General features: G+C 65.7%; 19 protein-coding genes. 10 read left to right on the top strand and 9 right to left on the bottom strand.

The genetic code is table 11. The features are described 5' to 3' along the window. The first annotated feature begins 123 nt into the window (after nt 1-123). Both ACZYW1_RS11425 and ACZYW1_RS11420 read left to right on the top strand, forming a co-directional pair. The gene (locus tag ACZYW1_RS11425; protein WP_463785822.1) at nt 124-555 is read left to right on the top strand and encodes an MmpS family transport accessory protein; all 432 of its coding nucleotides are present in this window, start codon (nt 124-126) and stop codon (nt 553-555) included. Then, nucleotides 552-3452, top strand: a complete 2901-nt coding sequence (locus tag ACZYW1_RS11420; protein ID WP_463785820.1) for an MMPL/RND family transporter — start codon at nt 552-554, stop codon at nt 3450-3452. Before ACZYW1_RS11425 ends, ACZYW1_RS11420 begins: the two co-directional genes overlap by 4 nt. A 28-nt stretch (nt 3453-3480) precedes the next feature. On the opposite strand, the gene ACZYW1_RS11415 is transcribed toward ACZYW1_RS11420, so the two are convergent. Continuing rightward, nucleotides 3481-5022, bottom strand: a complete 1542-nt coding sequence (locus ACZYW1_RS11415) for a sensor histidine kinase (RefSeq protein WP_463785819.1) — start codon at nt 5020-5022, stop codon at nt 3481-3483. A gap of 23 nt (nt 5023-5045) precedes the next feature. Further along, complete coding sequence (locus tag ACZYW1_RS11410; protein ID WP_463785817.1) at nt 5046-5789, bottom strand: response regulator transcription factor; 744 nt, start codon at nt 5787-5789, stop codon at nt 5046-5048. A 131-nt stretch (nt 5790-5920) separates the two neighbouring features. Here ACZYW1_RS11410 and ACZYW1_RS11405 point away from each other — a divergent pair, with 131 nt between their 5' ends. From ACZYW1_RS11405 to ACZYW1_RS11395, 3 genes are all read left to right on the top strand, one after another. Continuing rightward, nucleotides 5921-6553 (top strand): hypothetical protein, encoded by a 633-nt coding sequence (locus tag ACZYW1_RS11405; protein WP_463785816.1) that lies wholly within the window; start codon nt 5921-5923, stop codon nt 6551-6553. A gap of 199 nt (nt 6554-6752) precedes the next feature. Beyond that, complete coding sequence (locus ACZYW1_RS11400) at nt 6753-8009, top strand: SLC13 family permease (RefSeq protein ID WP_463785814.1); 1257 nt, start codon at nt 6753-6755, stop codon at nt 8007-8009. 62 nt (nt 8010-8071) lie between these two features. After that, on the top strand, nt 8072-8524 hold the full coding sequence (locus tag ACZYW1_RS11395) for a DMT family transporter (RefSeq protein WP_463785812.1): 453 nt from the start codon (nt 8072-8074) through the stop codon (nt 8522-8524). Between the two features lie 342 nt (nt 8525-8866). Here ACZYW1_RS11395 and ACZYW1_RS11390 read toward each other — a convergent pair whose 3' ends face one another. The 5 genes from ACZYW1_RS11390 to ACZYW1_RS11370 are packed head-to-tail and all read right to left on the bottom strand — an operon-like array spanning nt 8867 to nt 12478. After that, nucleotides 8867-10012, bottom strand: coding sequence for an enolase C-terminal domain-like protein (locus ACZYW1_RS11390; RefSeq protein ID WP_463785810.1), 1146 nt, complete (start codon nt 10010-10012; stop codon nt 8867-8869). Between the two features lie 40 nt (nt 10013-10052). Then, a complete protein-coding gene (locus tag ACZYW1_RS11385; RefSeq protein ID WP_463785808.1) occupies nt 10053-10613 on the bottom strand; it encodes a cupin domain-containing protein in 561 nt (186 codons plus the stop codon). Between the two features lie 10 nt (nt 10614-10623). Further along, the gene (locus ACZYW1_RS11380; protein WP_463785806.1) at nt 10624-11301 is read right to left on the bottom strand and encodes a cupin domain-containing protein; all 678 of its coding nucleotides are present in this window, start codon (nt 11299-11301) and stop codon (nt 10624-10626) included. 20 nt (nt 11302-11321) lie between these two features. Next, nucleotides 11322-12245, bottom strand: coding sequence for a ketopantoate reductase family protein (locus ACZYW1_RS11375; protein WP_463785804.1), 924 nt, complete (start codon nt 12243-12245; stop codon nt 11322-11324). After that, nucleotides 12236-12478, bottom strand: a complete 243-nt coding sequence (locus ACZYW1_RS11370) for a hypothetical protein (RefSeq protein WP_463785803.1) — start codon at nt 12476-12478, stop codon at nt 12236-12238. Before ACZYW1_RS11370 ends, ACZYW1_RS11375 begins: the two co-directional genes overlap by 10 nt. Before the next feature lie 15 nt (nt 12479-12493). Between ACZYW1_RS11370 and ACZYW1_RS11365 the strand changes: the two genes are divergently transcribed. From ACZYW1_RS11365 to ACZYW1_RS11350, 4 genes are all read left to right on the top strand, one after another. Next, nucleotides 12494-13318 carry a helix-turn-helix domain-containing protein gene (locus tag ACZYW1_RS11365; protein ID WP_463785802.1) on the top strand — a complete coding sequence of 275 codons (825 nt, stop codon included), beginning with the start codon at nt 12494-12496 and terminating at the stop codon, nt 13316-13318. A gap of 152 nt (nt 13319-13470) precedes the next feature. Further along, on the top strand, nt 13471-13950 hold the full coding sequence (locus tag ACZYW1_RS11360; RefSeq protein ID WP_463785800.1) for an Hsp20/alpha crystallin family protein: 480 nt from the start codon (nt 13471-13473) through the stop codon (nt 13948-13950). Between the two features lie 208 nt (nt 13951-14158). Beyond that, nucleotides 14159-14287 (top strand): hypothetical protein, encoded by a 129-nt coding sequence (locus ACZYW1_RS11355; protein ID WP_463785799.1) that lies wholly within the window; start codon nt 14159-14161, stop codon nt 14285-14287. Nucleotides 14288-14381: 94 nt separating this feature from the next. Next, complete coding sequence (locus tag ACZYW1_RS11350; protein ID WP_463785797.1) at nt 14382-15680, top strand: alpha/beta hydrolase; 1299 nt, start codon at nt 14382-14384, stop codon at nt 15678-15680. Here the strand turns inward: ACZYW1_RS11350 and ACZYW1_RS11345 are convergent. Then, entirely contained in the window at nt 15673-16950 is a 1278-nt protein-coding gene (locus ACZYW1_RS11345; protein WP_463785796.1) for a nucleotide disphospho-sugar-binding domain-containing protein, read from the bottom strand. The two genes, ACZYW1_RS11350 and ACZYW1_RS11345, sit on opposite strands and share 8 nt — an antisense overlap. A 278-nt stretch (nt 16951-17228) precedes the next feature. Between ACZYW1_RS11345 and ACZYW1_RS11340 the strand changes: the two genes are divergently transcribed. Next, nucleotides 17229-17663: a cellulose-binding domain-containing protein gene (locus ACZYW1_RS11340; protein WP_463785794.1), complete on the top strand. Its 435-nt coding sequence runs from the start codon at nt 17229-17231 to the stop codon at nt 17661-17663. A gap of 33 nt (nt 17664-17696) precedes the next feature. Here ACZYW1_RS11340 and ACZYW1_RS11335 read toward each other — a convergent pair whose 3' ends face one another. After that, on the bottom strand, nt 17697-18011 hold the full coding sequence (locus tag ACZYW1_RS11335) for a DUF4333 domain-containing protein (protein ID WP_463785793.1): 315 nt from the start codon (nt 18009-18011) through the stop codon (nt 17697-17699). Nucleotides 18012-18257: the final 246 nt, after the last annotated feature.

Here is an 18257-nt window from a genome sequence, read left to right as displayed (position 1 = left end):
GACTCTATCCACTTAAAGACTTAGATTGGCTAGCGAGATCGCCCGCCGACGGTTGATCTGCCGCGTCCATCGTCGAGAGGCCACGTCGTGGATTCACCCACAAAACGCGCTCAACCGGCAGCTATGCCGGCTATTGCCTTGGTCAAGCGGGTGTGGCTGCCAGTCCTGGTGGTGGTGGCTGTCGCGGTTGGCCTGGTCAGCGTGGCGCACCTGCGATCGGTCTTCGGTTCCGACGGTGCGGTGGTGACACCGGTGGGGTCGGATACCGCGGAGAAATTCAATCCCAAAGTCGTCGTCTACGAGGTATTCGGAAGCGGCACAACCGCAATCGTGAATTACACCGACCTCCACGGAGTTCCCCGCCGAGCCGAGAACGTGAGCCTGCCGTGGTCGTTACGGCTGGAAACCACGATCCCCTCGGTCATGCCCAATCTGCTGGCACAAGGTGACGGCCGCGCAATCGGTTGCCGAGTGCTCGTTGACAACCGCGTCAAGGACGAAAGGACGGCACACGGAGTGCATGCCGCAACCTATTGCTTGGTGAAGGCGGCATGAGCGCGCTCACCGAAGGCGTCGTAACGGAAGAGGCCACCACCGATGCCATCCCCGTCACCCACCGCGCCGCCCGTCCCCGTCTGCCGCGTTATCTGCGTACCTTCGCCGTTCCGATCGTCCTGCTGTGGATAGCGGTTGTCGCGGTCCTCAACACCAGCGTCCCGCAACTCGAGGTGGTCGGAAAACTCCGCGCCGTCTCGATGAGCCCGAACGACGCACCGGCCCTCGTCGCCACCAAGCGCGTCGGTGAGGTGTTCAAGGAGTACGACACCAACAGCAACGTGATGATCGTGCTGGAGGGGGCTCGTCCCCTCGGCGCCGACGCACACGCGTACTACGACCAGATCGTTCGGAAACTTCGCGCCGACGGCAAGCACGTTCAACACGTCCAGGACTTCTGGGGCGACACTTTGACGGCGGCCGGCGCGCAAAGCATGGACGGCAAAGCCGCTTACGTTCAGGTCTATATCGCCGGCGACCAAGGCGAGGCCCTTGCCAATGAGTCGGTGCAGGCCGTCCGCGCGACGGTCGCATCCGTGAAGGCGCCACCCGGCGTCCACGCCTATGTCACCGGACCCGCTGCCACGTCGACGGATCAAAACGCGGTCGGTGACGCGAGCATGGAGATGATCGAAGGCCTGACCTTCGCTGTCATCACGATCATGTTGCTGCTGGTGTACCGATCGGTGGTGACGGTGATCGTCACCCTGGGCATGGTCGTCATCGGTCTGTCAGCGGCACGCGGCATCGTCGCCTTCCTGGGGTACCACCAGGTGTTCGGCCTCACTACGTTCGCGACCAACATGCTGGTGACTCTCGCTATCGCTGCTGCCACCGACTATTCGATTTTTCTGATCGGGCGATATCAGGAGGCGCGGCGTTCGGGTGAAGATCGAGAATCGGCCTACTACACGATGTTCGAGGGCACCGCACACGTCGTGCTGGCATCGGGTCTGACCATCGCGGGGGCGACACTGTGCCTGCGCTTCACACGGTTGCCGTACTTCCAGACGATGGGCATTCCGCTGTCGGTCGGAATGGCGATCGTGGTCGCCGCCGCGCTCACGCTCGGACCGGCGCTCATCTCGATCCTCACCCGTTTCGGCACAGTCCTGGAACCCAAGCGGTGGGGCCGCGCCCGCGGCTGGCGCCGCGTCGGTTCGGCCACGGTGCGCTGGCCCGGGGCGGTGTTGGTGATGGCGACCGCGCTGGCTCTCGTCGGTTTGCTGACTCTGCCCGGATATCACACGACGTACAACGACCGGATCTTCCTGCCCGAGGACGTTCCTGCGAACGTGGGAATGGCTGCCGCCGACAGACATTTCTCCGATGCCAAGATGAATCCCGAACTGGTGATGGTCGAGGCCGGTCACGATTTGCGCAACCCCGCTGACTTCCTGGTGATCGACAAGATCGCCAAGGCCATGGTCCGCGTACATGGAATCGCGCAGGTGCAGACCATCACTCGGCCCGACGGTAAACCGATCGAACACGCGTCGCTGGCCTACACGCTGGGCCAAAGCGGTATCGGTCAGCTGATGAACAACGACTACCAGCAGCGGGTCATCGGCAACACCCTCAAGCAGGCCAACGAGATGCAGACGACCATCGACTCGATGACGAAGATGCAGAGCATCACGCTGCAGATGGCCGACGTGACTCGCAAAATGGCGGACAAATTCGCCAACACCTCGGCCGATACCAGTGAAATCCGCGACCATCTCGCCGACTTCGACGACTTCTTCCGCCCGATGCGCAGCTACTTCTATTGGGAACACCATTGTTTCGACATCCCGGTGTGTTGGGCACTGCGGTCGGTCTTCGACTCTCTCGACGGCATCGGCACATTGTCCGACGACATCGAGGACCTGGTGCCAGACATCAATCGACTGGCGGAACTCACCCCGCAACTGGCAGCGCTGATGCCGGCGATGATCCAGACGATAAAAAATCAGAGAGAGTATCTGCTCAATCAGTATCAGGCGCAGAAGGCGCAACAAGATCAAAACATCGCCACTCAAGAGAATTCGACCGCGATGGGACAAGCGTTCGACGCCGCACGCAACGACGAGACGTTCTATCTGCCGCCCGAGGCATTCCAGACTGCTGACTTCAAGCGGGGCATCAAACTGTTCCTGTCGCCCGACGGACATGCGGTGCGGTTCACGGTGTTTCATCAGGGCGACCCGCTGAGCGAGCAGGGCACCGCGCACATCGAACCGCTGCGGGTCGCCGCCGCGGACGCGATCAAGGGCACGCCGTTGGAGGGTTCGACCGTGTACATCGGCGGCAGTGCGGCCATGTTCAAGGACATGCAGCAGGGCGCTGACTATGACCTGATGATCGCCGCGGTCGCCGCGCTGATCTTGATATTCCTGATCATGGTGGTCCTGACCCGGGCGGTCGCGGCGGCGGGAGTGATCGTGGGAACGGTTGTGCTGAGTCTTGGTGCATCCTTTGGCCTTTCGGTTCTGCTCTGGCAACACTTGATCGGCATCCCGTTGCACTGGATGGTGTTGCCGATGTCGGTGATCGTCTTGCTGGCAGTCGGCGCCGACTACAACCTGCTGCTGGTCTCGCGGATGAAGGAAGAACTTCACGCTGGACTGCACACCGGCATCATCCGGTCGATGGCCGGCACCGGTTCGGTGGTGACGTCGGCAGGCCTGGTCTTCGCCTTCACGATGATGGGCATGGCGGTCAGCGACCTCACCGTCATCGGCCAGGTCGGCACCACGATCGGGCTTGGTCTGCTGTTCGACACGCTGGTGGTCCGATCGCTGATGACGCCATCGCTTGCCGCGCTGCTGGGCCCATGGTTCTGGTGGCCGCAACGCGTGCGGCTGCGTCCGGTTCCTCAACCATGGCCTCGCGCAACAAGAGTCGCGGCCGACTGAACCGCTGAGTTTTCAGTCGGCGACCGACTCATCCATTCGCAGCCGGCAGGGTGAGCTGGAACTGAGCTCCGCTGTCCTGCGGTAGGCAGAGCAGGTCACCGCCGTGGGCACGGGCCAGCGCTCGTGCGATGGGCAGACCCAAGCCGGCTCCGCCGTAGTCGCGAGCACGGGCGGTGTCCAGCCGCACCAGGCGCTCGAAGACGCGTTCGCGTTCATCCATGGGAACGCCGGGACCGGTATCGGTGACTGTCACCACGGCCAGATCGCCGGTAGCACTTGACTGTTGACGCGCCAGATCGATGGTGATGCGTCCGCCGTGCGGCGTATGCCGGCGAGCGTTGTCGAGCAGGTTGGACAAGATCTGTGCCACGCGGGTGGCGTCGGCCCGAATCCCGAACTCGGTCAGTCCAGTTCGGGTAACGGTCAGCTGCGGCGCCAGCATGGCGGCACGATCGGCCTCGGCGTCGACGATTGTTGCGAGGTCGGTGTTCTGGACGTCGAGCGGCAACCCGGCATCGATGCGGCTCAGATCCAACATGTCGGCGACGAGCCGCGCCGCCCGGCGGGCATCGGAGATCAGCAGCGTCGCGCGGCGGTGCTGGCGGCGCCCCGCGGTGTCGGTGTCGTCGTCGCTGACATTGCTGGCGAGTTGTTCTGCGGCGACCTGAATCCCTGCTATCGGAGTTCGTAATTCGTGAGCGGCGTCGACCAGAAAACGCCGAGTCGCGGTCTCAGCCCGCTGTGCGCTTTCCGCAGCGTCCCGGGCGCGTCTTTCGGAGTCCTCCAGTACGTCGAGCATCCCGTCGAAAGCACTTGCGGCGCGGCCGAGTTCGGTGCCGTCGCGGTCCGGATACAGTCGCCGACCGCGATCTCCGGTGGTGATGTCTCTGGCCAGTGCGGTGAGTCGCTCGAGCGGACGTAACGCCACCCGGCTCGCAGCCACCAGCAGAACCGCTGCCACCGCCAGGGTGATCAGGCCGGCCACAATCATCAACTGGCGCAGCTGGCGGGTCACCTGCGTGGTCTGGGTGGTGTCGGCGACCAGGATCAGCCGAGCCCCGCCCGGCAGCGGGTGCACGACGGCCGTGGCAGTCGAATCAGGCGGCGGAGGCGGTGGCCCGCCGGGCGGGGGAGGAGGCGGCGGCTCGCCAAACGGCGGTGGCAGGGGTGCTTCGGGCGGAACGGGGCGTGGTGGCCACGGTGGTCGGTGCCACCACGGCGGTCCCGCGGGAGGCGGTGGCGGCGGGGGAGGTGGCAGCAGAGGCGTCGCCGGCCCCGCTGTGGTGTCCGATCTGATCGCCGGGTCGCCATAGGTCGCTCCCTGCTCAGTGATCAGCAGAGCCCGAATGCTGCCACCGTTGAGCTCGGCGGCGATCTGGCTGGGTGCGGTGTGGGCGGCCACCAGAGCGTCGGCTCGGGAGGTGGCGGCGACCAGCCTGTCGTTGAGGTTTCTGCGGGCTTGCGATGCCAGGCTCACGTCGATGGCGACGCCGAGACCCACCATCAGGACCATCAGCAAACCGACCACGATCAGGGTCACCCGACGCTGCAGCGACGGGGTCGCGGTCATGGGCTGAGCCGGTACCGGCGCCGTCATGACCGAGGTGGTTGCAGGCGGTAACCGATACCCCGAACCGTCTGCAGGATGCGCGGTCCGTGGGCTTCGAGTTTGCGGCGCAGACTGCTGATGTGCACCTGAGCAAGGTTGGTGTCGTAGGCGTCATAGCCCCAGACCGCGGTGAGAATCTGTGCGGCGCTGACGATCCGGCCGCGCTGCTCCACCAGGAAGGCCAGCAGCCGCAATTCGGTGGCGGTCAGGTCCAGCGGGTGGCCGCTGCGGGCGGCGACACCGGCGGCTACGTCCAGGGTGAGGTCGTCGACCTGGATGACCTGCGGCAGGCGGCCGCGCCTGCGCAGCACCGCGCCGACCCGGGACACGAGTTCGGCCAATTCGAAAGGTTTGACCACGTAGTCGTCGGCGCCCCCGTCGAGGCCGCGCAGCCGGTCGGGCAGACCGTCGCGAGCGGTGATCAGCACTATCCCGGCGTCGCCCCACCCGCGGATGACGTCTATCAACGCGAAACCGTCACGCCCGGGCAGCATTACGTCAAGCACCACCAGGTCCGGGCGCACGCCGTCCAGGACCGTCTCGAGTCCGTGGCCGTCGGGGCGGGCGTCGGTGTGATAGCCGACGTCGGTCAGAGCTTCGGCGACCATCTCGCGAATGGTTTCAGAGTCCTCGACCACCAGGACGCGCGGCACGCCGGCACTGAATGTCCCAGCTGCCGCCCCGGCGGAGCGGCGGCTGGGTGGCGTGGCGCGGGAGCGATCGAGCATGGTCCATTGTTAGCGCCCCGATCCTGAAATGGGCCTGAAGATCTGTCGCGTCGAGCGCCTTCTTCAGATTCACCTCAACTTCGCTGCCTAGCTTCCGTGGTATCGACCACCGAGTGAATGGGAAACCTGCGATGACAACCGAAGACAACGGGATCGACCAAGCCGGCGACGACGACACCGGAGCTGACCAGAGTCCTCCAGACCGGGAGCTGGCATCGACGGAGGCAGACCAGCGCGAGTCAAGCCCGGACCACACCGAAAGTCCGCGCCGGCGCCCATTGGCCGGCCTCGGCGAGGCGTCGCGACGACGGCCCGTGCTGGTGCCGATCAGCGCAGGCCTGGCGGGACTGGTTCTGGGCGTCGGTGTGACGGCGGCGCTGTTCACCGCGGGCGACCCGCCCACTCCCGCGCTGTCGGCCGTCGACGCGCCTCCCGTGCCCGGCGCCGTTGCCTTCCCGCCGCGCGCCTGGGCAGGTCCACCCCCACTGCACGGCCCGCCGGGCCATGAACTTCCACCTCTTGGTGCGCCGCCCGCCTGGGGTCCGCCGCCGGGTCCACCCGCCTGGGGCCCGCCGCCGCCACCTCCCGCCTGGGGCCCGCCGCAGCCGGGTTGGGGTCCGCCGCCGCCTCCGGGCTTGGCACCGCCGCCGGCCGGTCTTGGTGCACCTCCAGCACCCGGGTGGGGCCCGCCACCACCGCCGCCGGGCGGCGCGCAACCTCTGCCGCCGGCGGGACCCGGCGCACCCGCCCCGCCCCCGGCCTGAGGCCTCGACCGCGAGTAGCCGAAGGAGTGCTGTCCATGCCGCTGGTTTTGCCGCCGGCTGTAATCGGCGGCGGGACAGCCCTCTTCGGCGAGCTGACAGGGCGCTGCGCCGGCACAGGCATTACGGTCGTCGTTGCCGCACCTTGTCGCGTGTCGGGGTTGGTCATCATCGCCTGCGGGCGTGGGGAGGAGCTGGACGGGTGAGTGCGGCGGTGGCGGAGTCGCTTTCTGCTCTGCTGTTACTGGTAGTGCTGGCGGCCGCGGTGATACGCCCGTTCGGGTGGTCCGAGGCCGTCTTCGCGGTACCCGCCGCCGCCATCGTGGTGGGCGTCGGGGCGGTTTCGCTTGCCGATGCGCGCAGCGAAGTGTCCGAGCTCGCACCGGTGGTGGCTTTCCTGGCCGCTGTGCTGGTGCTGTCCCAGTTGTGCGGCGCCGAAGGGCTTTTCGATTGGTGCGGGGCATGGATGGCGCATGCCTCCGGCGGGACATCGCGGCGGCTGCTGGTCGCGGTGTTCGTCGTCGCCTCGATCGTGACCGTGGTCTTCAGCCTCGACGCGACCGTGATGTTGCTGACCCCCGTGGTGGTCGCCACCGCGTCACGGCTGCGAGTCAACGCCCGGCCGCACCTGTATGCGTGCGCCCACCTCTCCAACAGCGCGTCGCTGTTGCTGCCGGTGTCGAATCTGACCAACTTGCTGGCCTTCAAGGCCAGCGGGTTGAGCTTTGTGCGGTTCGCGGCACTGATGGGATTGCCGTGGCTGGGCGCCATCGCAGCCGAATTCGTGGTGTTGCGGTGCTTCTTCGCCGCCGACCTCACCACGAGCGACGTTGCCCAGTCGGAGGAACCGACGCCCGCCCCGCCGTGGGCGGCAATCGTCACGGTTGCCGCCACGTTGGTGGGATTCATTGTCGCCCAGGCTTTTGGGATCAGCCCCGCGTGGTCCGCCGCGGCCGGCGCCGGATTCCTGGCGGTGCGGTCGTTGCTGTCGAAGAGGGTGAGCTTCGCGACGATCGCACGTGCCGTCGAACTGCCGTTCCTGGTGTTCGTGCTCGCCTTGGCAGTGGTGGTCCGGGCTCTGATCGACAACGGACTCGGAGCGCACCTGCACGTATGGCTGCCGCACTGGGGCGGGTTGGCGGGATTGTTGGGAATAGCCGTGGTGTCAGCGGTTGCCGCCAACGTCGTCAACAACCTGCCGGCGGTGCTGATGCTGATCCCGATCGCCGCCGGCGCCGGGCCTGCCGTAGTGCTCGCCGTCTTGATCGGCGTCAACGTCGGACCCAATCTCACTTACACCGGTTCGCTGGCGACCATGTTGTGGCGGCGGGTCTTACACCAGCACGGCCAGAAGACATCCTTCGGTGAATTCACCGCAGTGGGCGCGCTGGCCACACCCGCCGCGCTGTTCACCGCCGTCGCCGCGTTGTGGGCGTCGTTTCAGCTGATCGGACCGTGATACCGCCCGAATGCCAATTCGTGACGAATTGCCGAGTACCACCCGAACGAAGGAGCTTGACGATGACGCCCACCAGCACACTGTGGCTGTTCCCCCTGATCGCCGCGGGAGGTGCGCTGCAGGCCATCGGCGGTCCGATGAACAACACCCTTCGGGTATCGCTGGTGAACCCGTGGCTGGCAACCCTGGTGTCGTTCGGGCTCATCCTGCCGGTTTTTCTCGTCATCGCCGCGGTGTTCGTGCGACCGCTCCCAACCGTCGCCGGCATCGCCGGCATGCCATGGTGGGCCCCGCTCGGCGGCATCGTCGGGTCGCTGGCGGTGGTGTGCGGCTTGCTGTTCATCGGCGCGATCGGCGCTGGTGCTTACGCCGCGCTGACCGTCAGCGCCAACCTCGTGACCTCGTTGGTGATCGACCACTTCGGCTGGCTCGGCGTCACACCGCACCCGATCACGCCGTCGCGCATCATCGGTGCGCTGGTACTGGTGGCGGGGGTCATCCTGATCACCCGGTAGCCCACGGCCGTACGGGCAGTCGCGCTGTGCCGCAATGTAATCGCCCGTAGACGTCAGCGACTCGTCGCAGGGTTGTCAATGGCTGCGAACGGGTAGCCACTGCAGGTCGCACACGCTTGCGGCGTGAATCAGAGAGGCAACGATGTCTGCACAGGACACAGCGGATAACCCCGGCGGCGATTCGGGCGACGCGGCGAAGCAAACGCAGCAAGCAGCAGAGCAATCCGATCGAGTCGGAAGTTACAGCCCGGAGGAGTACCCCGAGGACCCCGGGGCCGCCGATTCGCCGCTCGATGAGGGTGCGACCGAACCGCCCAAGAGCGACTAGAGCTCAGCAGACGCTTACGCGGTGAGCAGGTACCGCGCCACCGCGTCCTCGCTCCAGGAGATGCTGTTGCCCGGTTCGGACGTGGGTGTCAGGCAACCATTGTGGGGGCGCAATGGTTGCGCGAGAACGGGTTCGGCGAGCCGAATGTACTCGAGGTAATGCGGTAGCGCTGCCAGCGGCATCAGGTGGGCGCTGATCTCGTGATACATGTGCGACGACAGCGGCACGCGGGCGGTGTCGCAGAGTGCCGCAGCGGCGATCCACCCGGTGATGCCTCCGGTCTTCATCAGGTCCAGCATCGCCAAGTCCGTGGCATCATTGGTCAGCATCGCGCTGGTATCGGTTGACCCCCAATTGTTTTCGCCGAGTTGCAGCGGCGTCTGGATTGCCGCAGCAATCCGTGCGTGTCCCGCGAAGTCATGGGAGACGACAGGTTCTTCGATCCAGGCCAGGGCCTCGTCGTCGAGGGCCCGGCAGCGTCGCAGCGCCTCGGGCAGAGTCAGTGACTGGTTGTAGTCGACCATGAGAGCGATGTCGGGACCTACCCGATCACGGACGGCGTTGATCACCGCCAGATCCTGCGCGAGGGTGTCGTAGCCGATCTTGATCTTGATGGCCTGAAAGCCGGCGGCGACAGCCTCGTCAGCGCGGTCCGCGGTGAGGTTGGCGCTGTCCATCCCGAAACTGGCGTAGGCCGTGACCGGTACGATCTCGCCGCCCAGCAGACGGACCAGTGGCAGCCGGGCGTGGCGGGCGAGTGCATCCCACAGCGCCATGTCGACGCCCGCCAGCGCCATATCGATCAGACCCGGCGTGCCGATCAGACGAAACTCACGGCGCAGCGTCAGCGCGATCGATCGCGGCGCCAACGGTTGTCCGACGACGTGTGCGGCGATGCTGCGCACCACGGCGGTCAGTGCGGGCAGGATGTCGTTCCGATAGGCGAACAGGTAGGCGCGGCCGGTCGCATCGCTGCCGGTGTACAGATCAATCAGCACAAGGGGAGCGGTGTCGGACGATCCGCTGGCGGTCCGCAGTGGGGGATGCAGGGGGACCAGCACCGCGCGTGCGCGGATCGCGGTGACGACAGGGAGGTCGCCGGACTGAGTGTGGGCGTCGTGACCGTCCTCATCCGAGCAGTGGTGTGGGATGGCGGCCATTCCGGATTCCGTTCTGGGCGAGGTTGCGTCGGCAACAGTGTCAGTGGGGCCGCAGGATGGTGACGGCGTTGTCGTATTTCTTGAAGCTGCCGAATGTGGCTGCGGGGACCCCGAAGACGGCTGCCAGCACGTCGGGTGGTGTCTGTGTGACCGACTCGCCGATGCCGATGTTGTCGTCGTCTTCGGAGGCGCTGGCGTTCTGCACGATCAGGACCTCGAGGTCGTCGGCGCCGAGGTTCTCGAAGTAATGCAGTGAGCCTTGCGGAGCGAACACCAAATCGTCGACGTGGGCGTCGAAGCTTTCATGGTTGCCGTTGCCGTCGATCAACACCCAACTCGCGGTGCCTTTGAGGATCAGGTTGAGTTCCCACGCGCTGGGGTGCCAGTGGGGCTCGCGAATAGCATTGGGCTGCAGTGTGATCAGTTGGATGCTGGCTTGTTGACCTTGCAGGATCGGGAAATTGTCCTCGTGTGCCTGTTGCTGCGAACCCCCGTCATACCTGGTCGGTGGCATCGCCGCGAGGCGGAACAGGTGTGATCTCGAGGTGATGGTCTCTGCGGGAACGCGAGGATCACCGAAGCGTGTCACGTCGTCAGTCATGAATTCTCTTTCAGTGCTTGCGCAGGACGATGATCGCGTCGTCGTACTTTTTGAATGACGTGAATGTGCCGGCGGGAACACCGAATAGAGCCGACAGCACCCGGGGTGGCAGCTTGCTCAGGGATTCGCCGATGCCGATGTTGTCTTTGGGTTCGGCGGCGCTGGTGTTTTGAATAATGACGATTCTCATGTCACCGGTGCCGCGGTTCTCGAAGTAGTGGAACGACCCTTGAGGGGCAAAGACCACGTCTCCGGCGTGCTGATCGAAGCTTTCATGGTTGCCGTTGCCGTCGACCAGGCTCCACGCGGCGACACCTTGGGTAACGATATTGATCTCCCACGCGCTGGGATGCCAGTGCGGCTCGCGAATCCCGCCCGGCTGCAAGGTCAGTACCAGAATGCTCGCGGCCTGCCCTGTCAGGATCGGGAAACTTTGCTCCTCGGCTTGCTGGAACCAGCCACCGTCGAGTCGGGTCACCGGTGAAGCGCCGAGGCGGAACAGATGCGTCTGCGATGTGATCGTCTCGGCAGGGATGCGGGGGTTTCCGAAACGGGCGGCATCCTCGGCTGTCGACACGTCGTCCTGGGGGCTGCGCCCGGCGACCAGCCGGTCGACGCCCACACCGGTGGCGGCCGCCGCACCGGCCAAACCGGCTCCGCCGAGAACCTTGCGACGGTTGATGGGCATGGTGGACAACTCCTTTCGCGTCAGTTGGACGCTGTCTGGTTGTGAAGAGTGACGACGAGCTGCGCTGCTTCCAGAAGCGGCACGCTGACATCGTGGCGATGCGCGCGTTGAGTAAGTTCCTCGAGCACTGCGCTTTCCGTCGGCAGGCCGGCCATGAGGTCGCGGAACATCGACGGTGCAAACGTCGAGGCCGGGTCGGTGAGAGTACCCAGCAGCTGCTGTTGGACGGGGGAGCTCAGCGGATGGCCGTCCGCCGCGGCCACGGCACCGACCTCAGCCAAAATCGTTCGAGCCAAGCGGATTCCGCCGGCATTCCGCGCGACCGGACCGATTGCATGACGTGTCAGACACGTCAAGGCCGCCGTCGCGGTGATGAACGCGAATTTCGACCACATCGCGTCCACGATGTCGTCGGTGATGGTGGCAGTCAGTCCGTCGACCGTCAGTTCCCGGGTGAGCACGTCGAGGTCGTCGTCGAGTCTTTCGCCCAGGGATCCGATCTGCACGCTGGTGCCGGGCTGGGTCTCCTCGATCACGCCGTCGCGCAACGACACCACCAACCGGGCGGCCGCCCCGACGACCCGCGGCGCACCGAAACGGTTCGACAACACCTCGAGGTGAGCCATCCCGTTGACGACGGGAACGATGAACGTCGACTCACCCACCGCGGCAGCCACGTCGCCGATGGCCTGCTCGACCGCACCGGCCCGAACCGCAATGATGACAGCGTCGAACTGTTGCCGTAGTTGGGATCGGGTCAGCGCGCGCACCGGAGTAGACACCGTGTCGCCGTCTGCTCTGCGGACTATCAGCCCGTCACGCTCCAGTTGATCCTGGCGAGCTTGGCGAACCAAGAATGTGACGTCACGGCCCGCGGCGATTAATGTCGCGCCGATATAGCCGCCGGTCGCGCCGGCGCCGACCACGAGCAATCTCAATGCCATATCCCGCCGTCAGTCTCTGTCCACGCCGCCCGCATGAGGTCGGCAAGCACGGTCATCAGCGAGACCGGCGATTGAGCGTCGACGAAACGGTTGAGATGCTCACTCATATCGAACATGCGGTACTTCCTCACGTGCGCAACGGTTTCGCTGCGCCTATAGACAGGAATACCGATCGCTGCGAGCCGGCGGGCACGCCAGCCGATCCCTGTCGAGGGTGGTACCGGCAGGGTCACCTTTAAGATCACGCCATGGTGGGCAACGCGGATACGCTGGGCCGCTACCTGGCCGCGCGCCGCGCTCAGGTACAGCCGGAGGACGTGGGGCTCGCGCCGGGGTCTCGGCGACGCGTGACCGGGCTGCGCCGCGAGGAAGTCGCCACGCTGGCCGGCATCAGCGCGCCATATTATTTGCGACTGGAGCAGGACCGGGTGAGGCATCCGTCCGCGTCTGTCATCGATGCGCTGGCGCAGGCGCTTCGGCTCGACGTCGAGTCCACCGCCTATCTGCGGCGGCTGGCACATTTGTCCGAGGGTGCTCACGCACAGTCCTCGGGAGCCCAGAACGTCATCGACGGACTCGACCAGGTGATCGATCAGTTTCCTTTGCCCGCAGTCATTCTCAACCGCCGCCAGGACGTGCTGGCGGCAAATCCCTACGCGCGGGCGCTCTCACCAGAATTCGCGATCGGTGAGAATGTCTTGCGCTGGCGGCTTCTCAACCCGTCGGCCCGCGAGCTCTATCTGGACTGGGAACCGGCCGTCGCGAATCTGGTTCGCGGGCTGCGCGAAGTGGCCGTCACCGACCTCAATGACCGCAGATTGCACGCACTGGTCGACGAACTCAGCACCGCCAGTTCGATTTTCCGCGGATTGTGGAACAACGCTGAGGTCGGCTACCGCTTCGGTACCGTCCGTATGCGCCACCCACACATCGGTGACATCGAGCTTCGCCGCAACCGGCTCGGCCTACCCCACTCCGGCGGCCAGCACATGATTCTCCTGCACGCCGAACCCGGCAGCGCCTCCGCCCGCGCGCTGACAACCCTGCTGAGCGCACCAGACCAGCACGCCTGACACAGAGCCGGCGCCGAGCCGAAATTTTTTCGTGGTGGGGTCTTGCATCAGATACCTGGTGGGTGATAAATAAAACCTGTACCAACTGGCATAGATAAACCAGTTGGGTTGGCATAGATGGCGAAGAGAAAGGACAACTGGAGGTGGCCACCATGCTGATGCGCACTGATCCGTTCCGCGAGCTCGACCGTTTCATTCTTCAGCCCTTGGGGACCGCTGCGCGGCCCATCGGGGCGCCTATGGACGCCTGGCGCGACGGCGACGAGTTCATCGTCGAGCTCGACCTGCCCGGCGTCAACGGGGATTCTCTGCAACTCGATGTCGAACACAATGTCGTGACTGTGCGTGCCGAGCGGGCAGCGGCGCCGTCGCGAGAGATGCTGGCCGCTGAACGGCCCCGTGGCCAGTTCCTTCGCCAGTTCGTGCTCGGCGACATCCTCGATACCGCCCGGATCACCGCGGACTACCACGACGGGGTACTGCGGTTGGTGATTCCGGTGGCCGAGAGGGCCAAGCCCCGCCGGATCTCAGTGAGCCGATCGTCCGCGATCGTCGACGACGCGACCGAGATCACCAAGAACGCCGCAGCGGCACCCAACTCCGGCTCCGTGAAGGATCCGGTCAGCGCCTGATCGGCCGCCCGAACCGCACGTCTGGCGTTTCCGAGCAAAGGAGGTGATGACGGATCATCGTGACGGCTGGGCCGGCCCACCATCGCACCAAATCCCAACCCGGGCAATACTTCTCACGGTGGGCGGCCCGCCGTCACGCCCGCGCCTGTTTCGAGGCGCAGCTTCACTGTTGACAAGCGAACGCTCCATCCGCAGCGGAAGGTGAACCATGATCGAATACGCATCGCTGACCGACGAGCTGTCCCCGGCAGTGGAAACGGACGTGACCGACTGGGCCGAGCAGCAACGAATCGTCACACTGCCGGACGAGGAATACCCGCACCTGAACGAGCACTGATCCGCCCCACCGGTTTCCCCGGCGTCGTGGTGGGGCATGCCCACCGGATGGTCGAGCGCGCGCTGAATCCGGCCGCAGCGGCGGCGCGTCCCTGATGATCGCGTCTGGCGGCGGCCCTTCGCTGATGCACGGTTGGGCACCCCTCGCCGTGGAGATCATCGCCGCGGCGGCTTCGGGGTACGTCCTGGCACGACGGCGCCCGGCGCTCAACCCAATTCATGTCGGCTCGGCAATGGTGGTCGGCGTGGCAGCCGTGGTAGCCGGGCGCTGGATGTTGCAGAACTCGGGCATCTCCGGCGAGGTGGCGCCGTGGTCGCTGTGGGCGTGGACTTTTGCGACCGCCTTCGCTGTGACCATCGGAGTATCGGGATGGCGGGCCGGCGGCGGGTGGTGGCGCCACGGCGCGGTGCTGGCGTCGTCGCTGAGCCTGCTGAGCACGGGCCTGGTCGTCAACGGCTGGATCGGCTATCTGCCGAATGTGGCGGTCGCCTGGGATCAGTTGACGGGGCGTCCCCTTCCGAATCAGCGTGACTGGAGTACCGCGGCGGCCATGCGATCGCGCGGCGACGTGCCACATGATGGGCAACTGGTCGCTGTGGACACCGGTGACCGGGCGTCGGGCTTCCGTCATCGCACGGAGTGGGTTTACCTGCCTCCGGCGTGGTTCCGCAGTAATACAGCTGGTTCGACGTCGACAGTCATGATGATCGGCGGGGAGTTCAGCACCACAGTCGACTGGGTGCGCGCGGGTCAGGCGGTGGCCACGGCCGACCGCTACGCCAGTGCGCACGACGGGAATGCCCCGGTCTTGGTGTTCGTCGACGCCAACGGCACATTCGCCAACGACACGGAGTGTGTCAACGGTATTCGCGGCAAGGCCGCCGACCATCTGACCAAGGATGTGGTGCCCGACATCGTCAGCCGGTTCGGTGTCGGCGCGGGACCTGCCTATTGGTCGGTAGCCGGGTTCTCCTCTGGCGGCACCTGCGCAGTCGACCTGGCGGCCATGCATCCCGAAACCTTCGGCACCTTCGTCGACATCGGTGGCGACGAGCGCCCGAACGTGGGGACCCAGGCGCAGACGATTCAGCGTCTCTTCGGAGGTGATCGAAAGGCGTGGCTGCGCTTCGACCCTGCCTCGGCAATGGCCCGCCACGGCCGCTATGTCGCTACCGACGGACTCTTCATCGTGCCGGATTCGGCTCACTCCGACACTGATGCGGCGAACCGATTGTGCGAGGTGGGCGCCGCGCATGGCATCAGATGTTCGGTGACCGCGGTGCCCGGGCGTCATACCTGGCCGTTCGCCGCCGCCGCGTTCGCGCTGGCGTTGCCGTGGTTGATGGGTTCCCCCGACGCCGATGCACCGCCGCTGGCGAGCAGTACTAGCTGACGTGCTCACCGGTGCTGGCGGGATGCTTCGCCAGTGCGTCAGCGACGTGGTCGAATGCGTTGTAACACTGCATCTCCCGGCCCAATCGCTGCGCCGCGTCGCGGTAGCGGGCTCGAGTCAGCACTCGGTCGATCGCGTCGGTGAGATCGCGGCGGCTGGGGCGTGATGTGCGCAGGTCGATGCCCGCGCCCGCGTGGGCGACCCGGGCGGCGACCTCCGGCTTGTCCGACGTCTTGCCGGCGACGACCAGGGGTATTCCGTGGGACAAAGCGTGCTGCACGCCGCCGAAGCCACCATTGGTGACCATGACGTCGACAATCGGCAGCAGAGCCTGGTAGGGCACATAGTCGGTGACAAACGCGTTGCGGGGCAACGTGATCGGCAATGTCACCCGACCGCGCCGGCCCGTTGTGGCAATGACGATGGTGTTGTCGCGGGAACGCAGCGCCCGCACGGTCGGGATGACGAGCTCGGTGAGGTCGCTGTTGTCCCAGGTGCCCTGGGTGACATGAACGACCGTTCTTGCGCCTACCCGCTGCTGATCCGCCGGACGAGGAGGCAGGCTCTGCGGGACTACCGGACCAGCGAAGCTCACCTTCGCCGGGAGATCACGGCGCGGGTACTCCAGACCCGGAATGGACAGCTGCACCACCTGGTCGGCCAGCAGCGGCCAATCCGTCAGGAACACCGGCATCCGCGGCGCGCCCACCGATCGCAGTGCGTCGTCGAGCTGCGACCGAATGCCGCGGAACAAGACGTCGCCCACGACCTGGTTCATCCTGCGGTAGTCGATGAAAGGCTTTGGTTGCCAACCCATTCCGAAAGGCGGCGTATCCGAACTCGACAGCATCAACGGACTGACGCTACACACGACGACGCGTGGCCGCGGCTGCGGCGACAACAACAGCGGGAGCACTCCGGTGAAGGCGATGTCACACAGCAGCGCATCGACACAGTGGTCGTCCAGCAGTCGCCGCAAGGCGTCCCACTGTGCTGCCATCGGTGCGATGAACACCGACGACATGTCTTGGCGCCCGTTCAGGAACCGCTGCACCAACCCCGGCACGGCGAGTGTCGGACGTTGTGGTCGCGGCGCGGCCGTCGGGGGCAGGGGATGATGCCGCATTCGTCGTCGACAGACCGCGTCCCGGTACTCCGCGTCGGCGAGGAAGGTCACCTCGTGACCACGCCGCACGAGATCGCCGCCGAGTTCGAGAAGCGGGGTCAGGTGGCCGGGGATGCTGCCGGCCGCCAACAAGTAGTGGGCCACGTATTTCTTTCGTTCCGGTGCTGGTCGTAAGCGATCTCTGACGACGACGCGACCGGCGGGGGTTTCGAGGCGCACACTTCACGCAGCGACAGACTCGCTGGTCACGCAGCGACAGACTCGCTGGTTGATACCCCCGGTGACGGTATGGAAAACGCCTGGCCGGCAACAAGCGCTCTTTTCTGCCGATGGTCTCGCGACGGTTTCAGTTCCGCAAAGGTACGGCAGCCCACCTGCGACGCGAGGGCGGATGACAGCTGCCTGGCTCTAGGTTGGTTGGCATGGCCGGACTGGACCAGCGCGTGTGGCGATGGCGGGTGGCGCTGCACCTGATCGTCTCGGTGTTGACCGCCGCCGCCGTCGGACTGGCCGTCACTCCGCCCGGTCGTGCGGCGGCCGCCACGGCGACGCTGTCGGTGTCGTCAACCTGGCAGACCGGCTTCATCGCCCACTTCAGCATCAGCAATTCCAGCAGCGCTGCGTTGACGGATTGGACGCTTGAATTCGACTTGCCGGCAACCGAATCCATCTCGCACACCTGGAACAGCACCGTTGCGCGATCCGGAACGCACTACATCCTGACCCCGGCGAACTGGAACCGGATCATTGCCCCCGGTGGTTCAGCCACCGGAGGGTTCAGAGGTGTGCTGACCGGCCAGTATTCACCGCCGTCGAATTGTCTGCTCAACCGGCAATTTTTCTGCACCGCGATGTGACGACCTGACCGTCGAGACAACTGCGGCACAGCGTTATCGGGGTCCGTCGACTTCGTAGGTGCCGTTGTCGTCGGATACGAGAACCGTGACGTGACGTCGAGTGCCGTTGACGGTGGCGTCGCAGGTGAATGTCGTTCCTTTGGCGGCGCTCGGGTTGCGTCCGCTGTTGCACGCGACGTTGGTGACGGTGTTGGCACCGTAACCGCTGGCAGGGTCGGACAACGTCTTCTGGACGCCCGCTTGGACGCGATTCACGTCGAGGGCTGTCCCGCCGCTGACACTGAAGAGGTTGGTGAAGGCAATGGCGGCAACAGCTACGACGACGAGGCCGCCGACCCCGATGAGCACCCGGGTCGTGCTCCGGTTGCGACCGGTGGCGACTCCGACTTTTGCTGTGCCGCTTGGCTTTTGCTGCTCCGGCGCAGGTGGTGCCGGCGCAGGGCGATCTGGACGTTGCAGATACCAGGGAATCTCAGGCGTTGCCGGTCGTTGCTGATGCGGCGGCGGAGGGTAGGCCGACGGAGGTCGTGGTGGTGCGGGGCCCGGCGGCGGAAGTGGTCGCGGACGGGCAATGTGCGTGCTGTCCCCGGGACG

Source organism: Mycobacterium sp. IDUB_36 (genome assembly GCF_055419225.1).
Note: the sequence above shows the minus strand (reverse complement) of the source record. Positions and strands in the feature narration are given on the sequence as shown.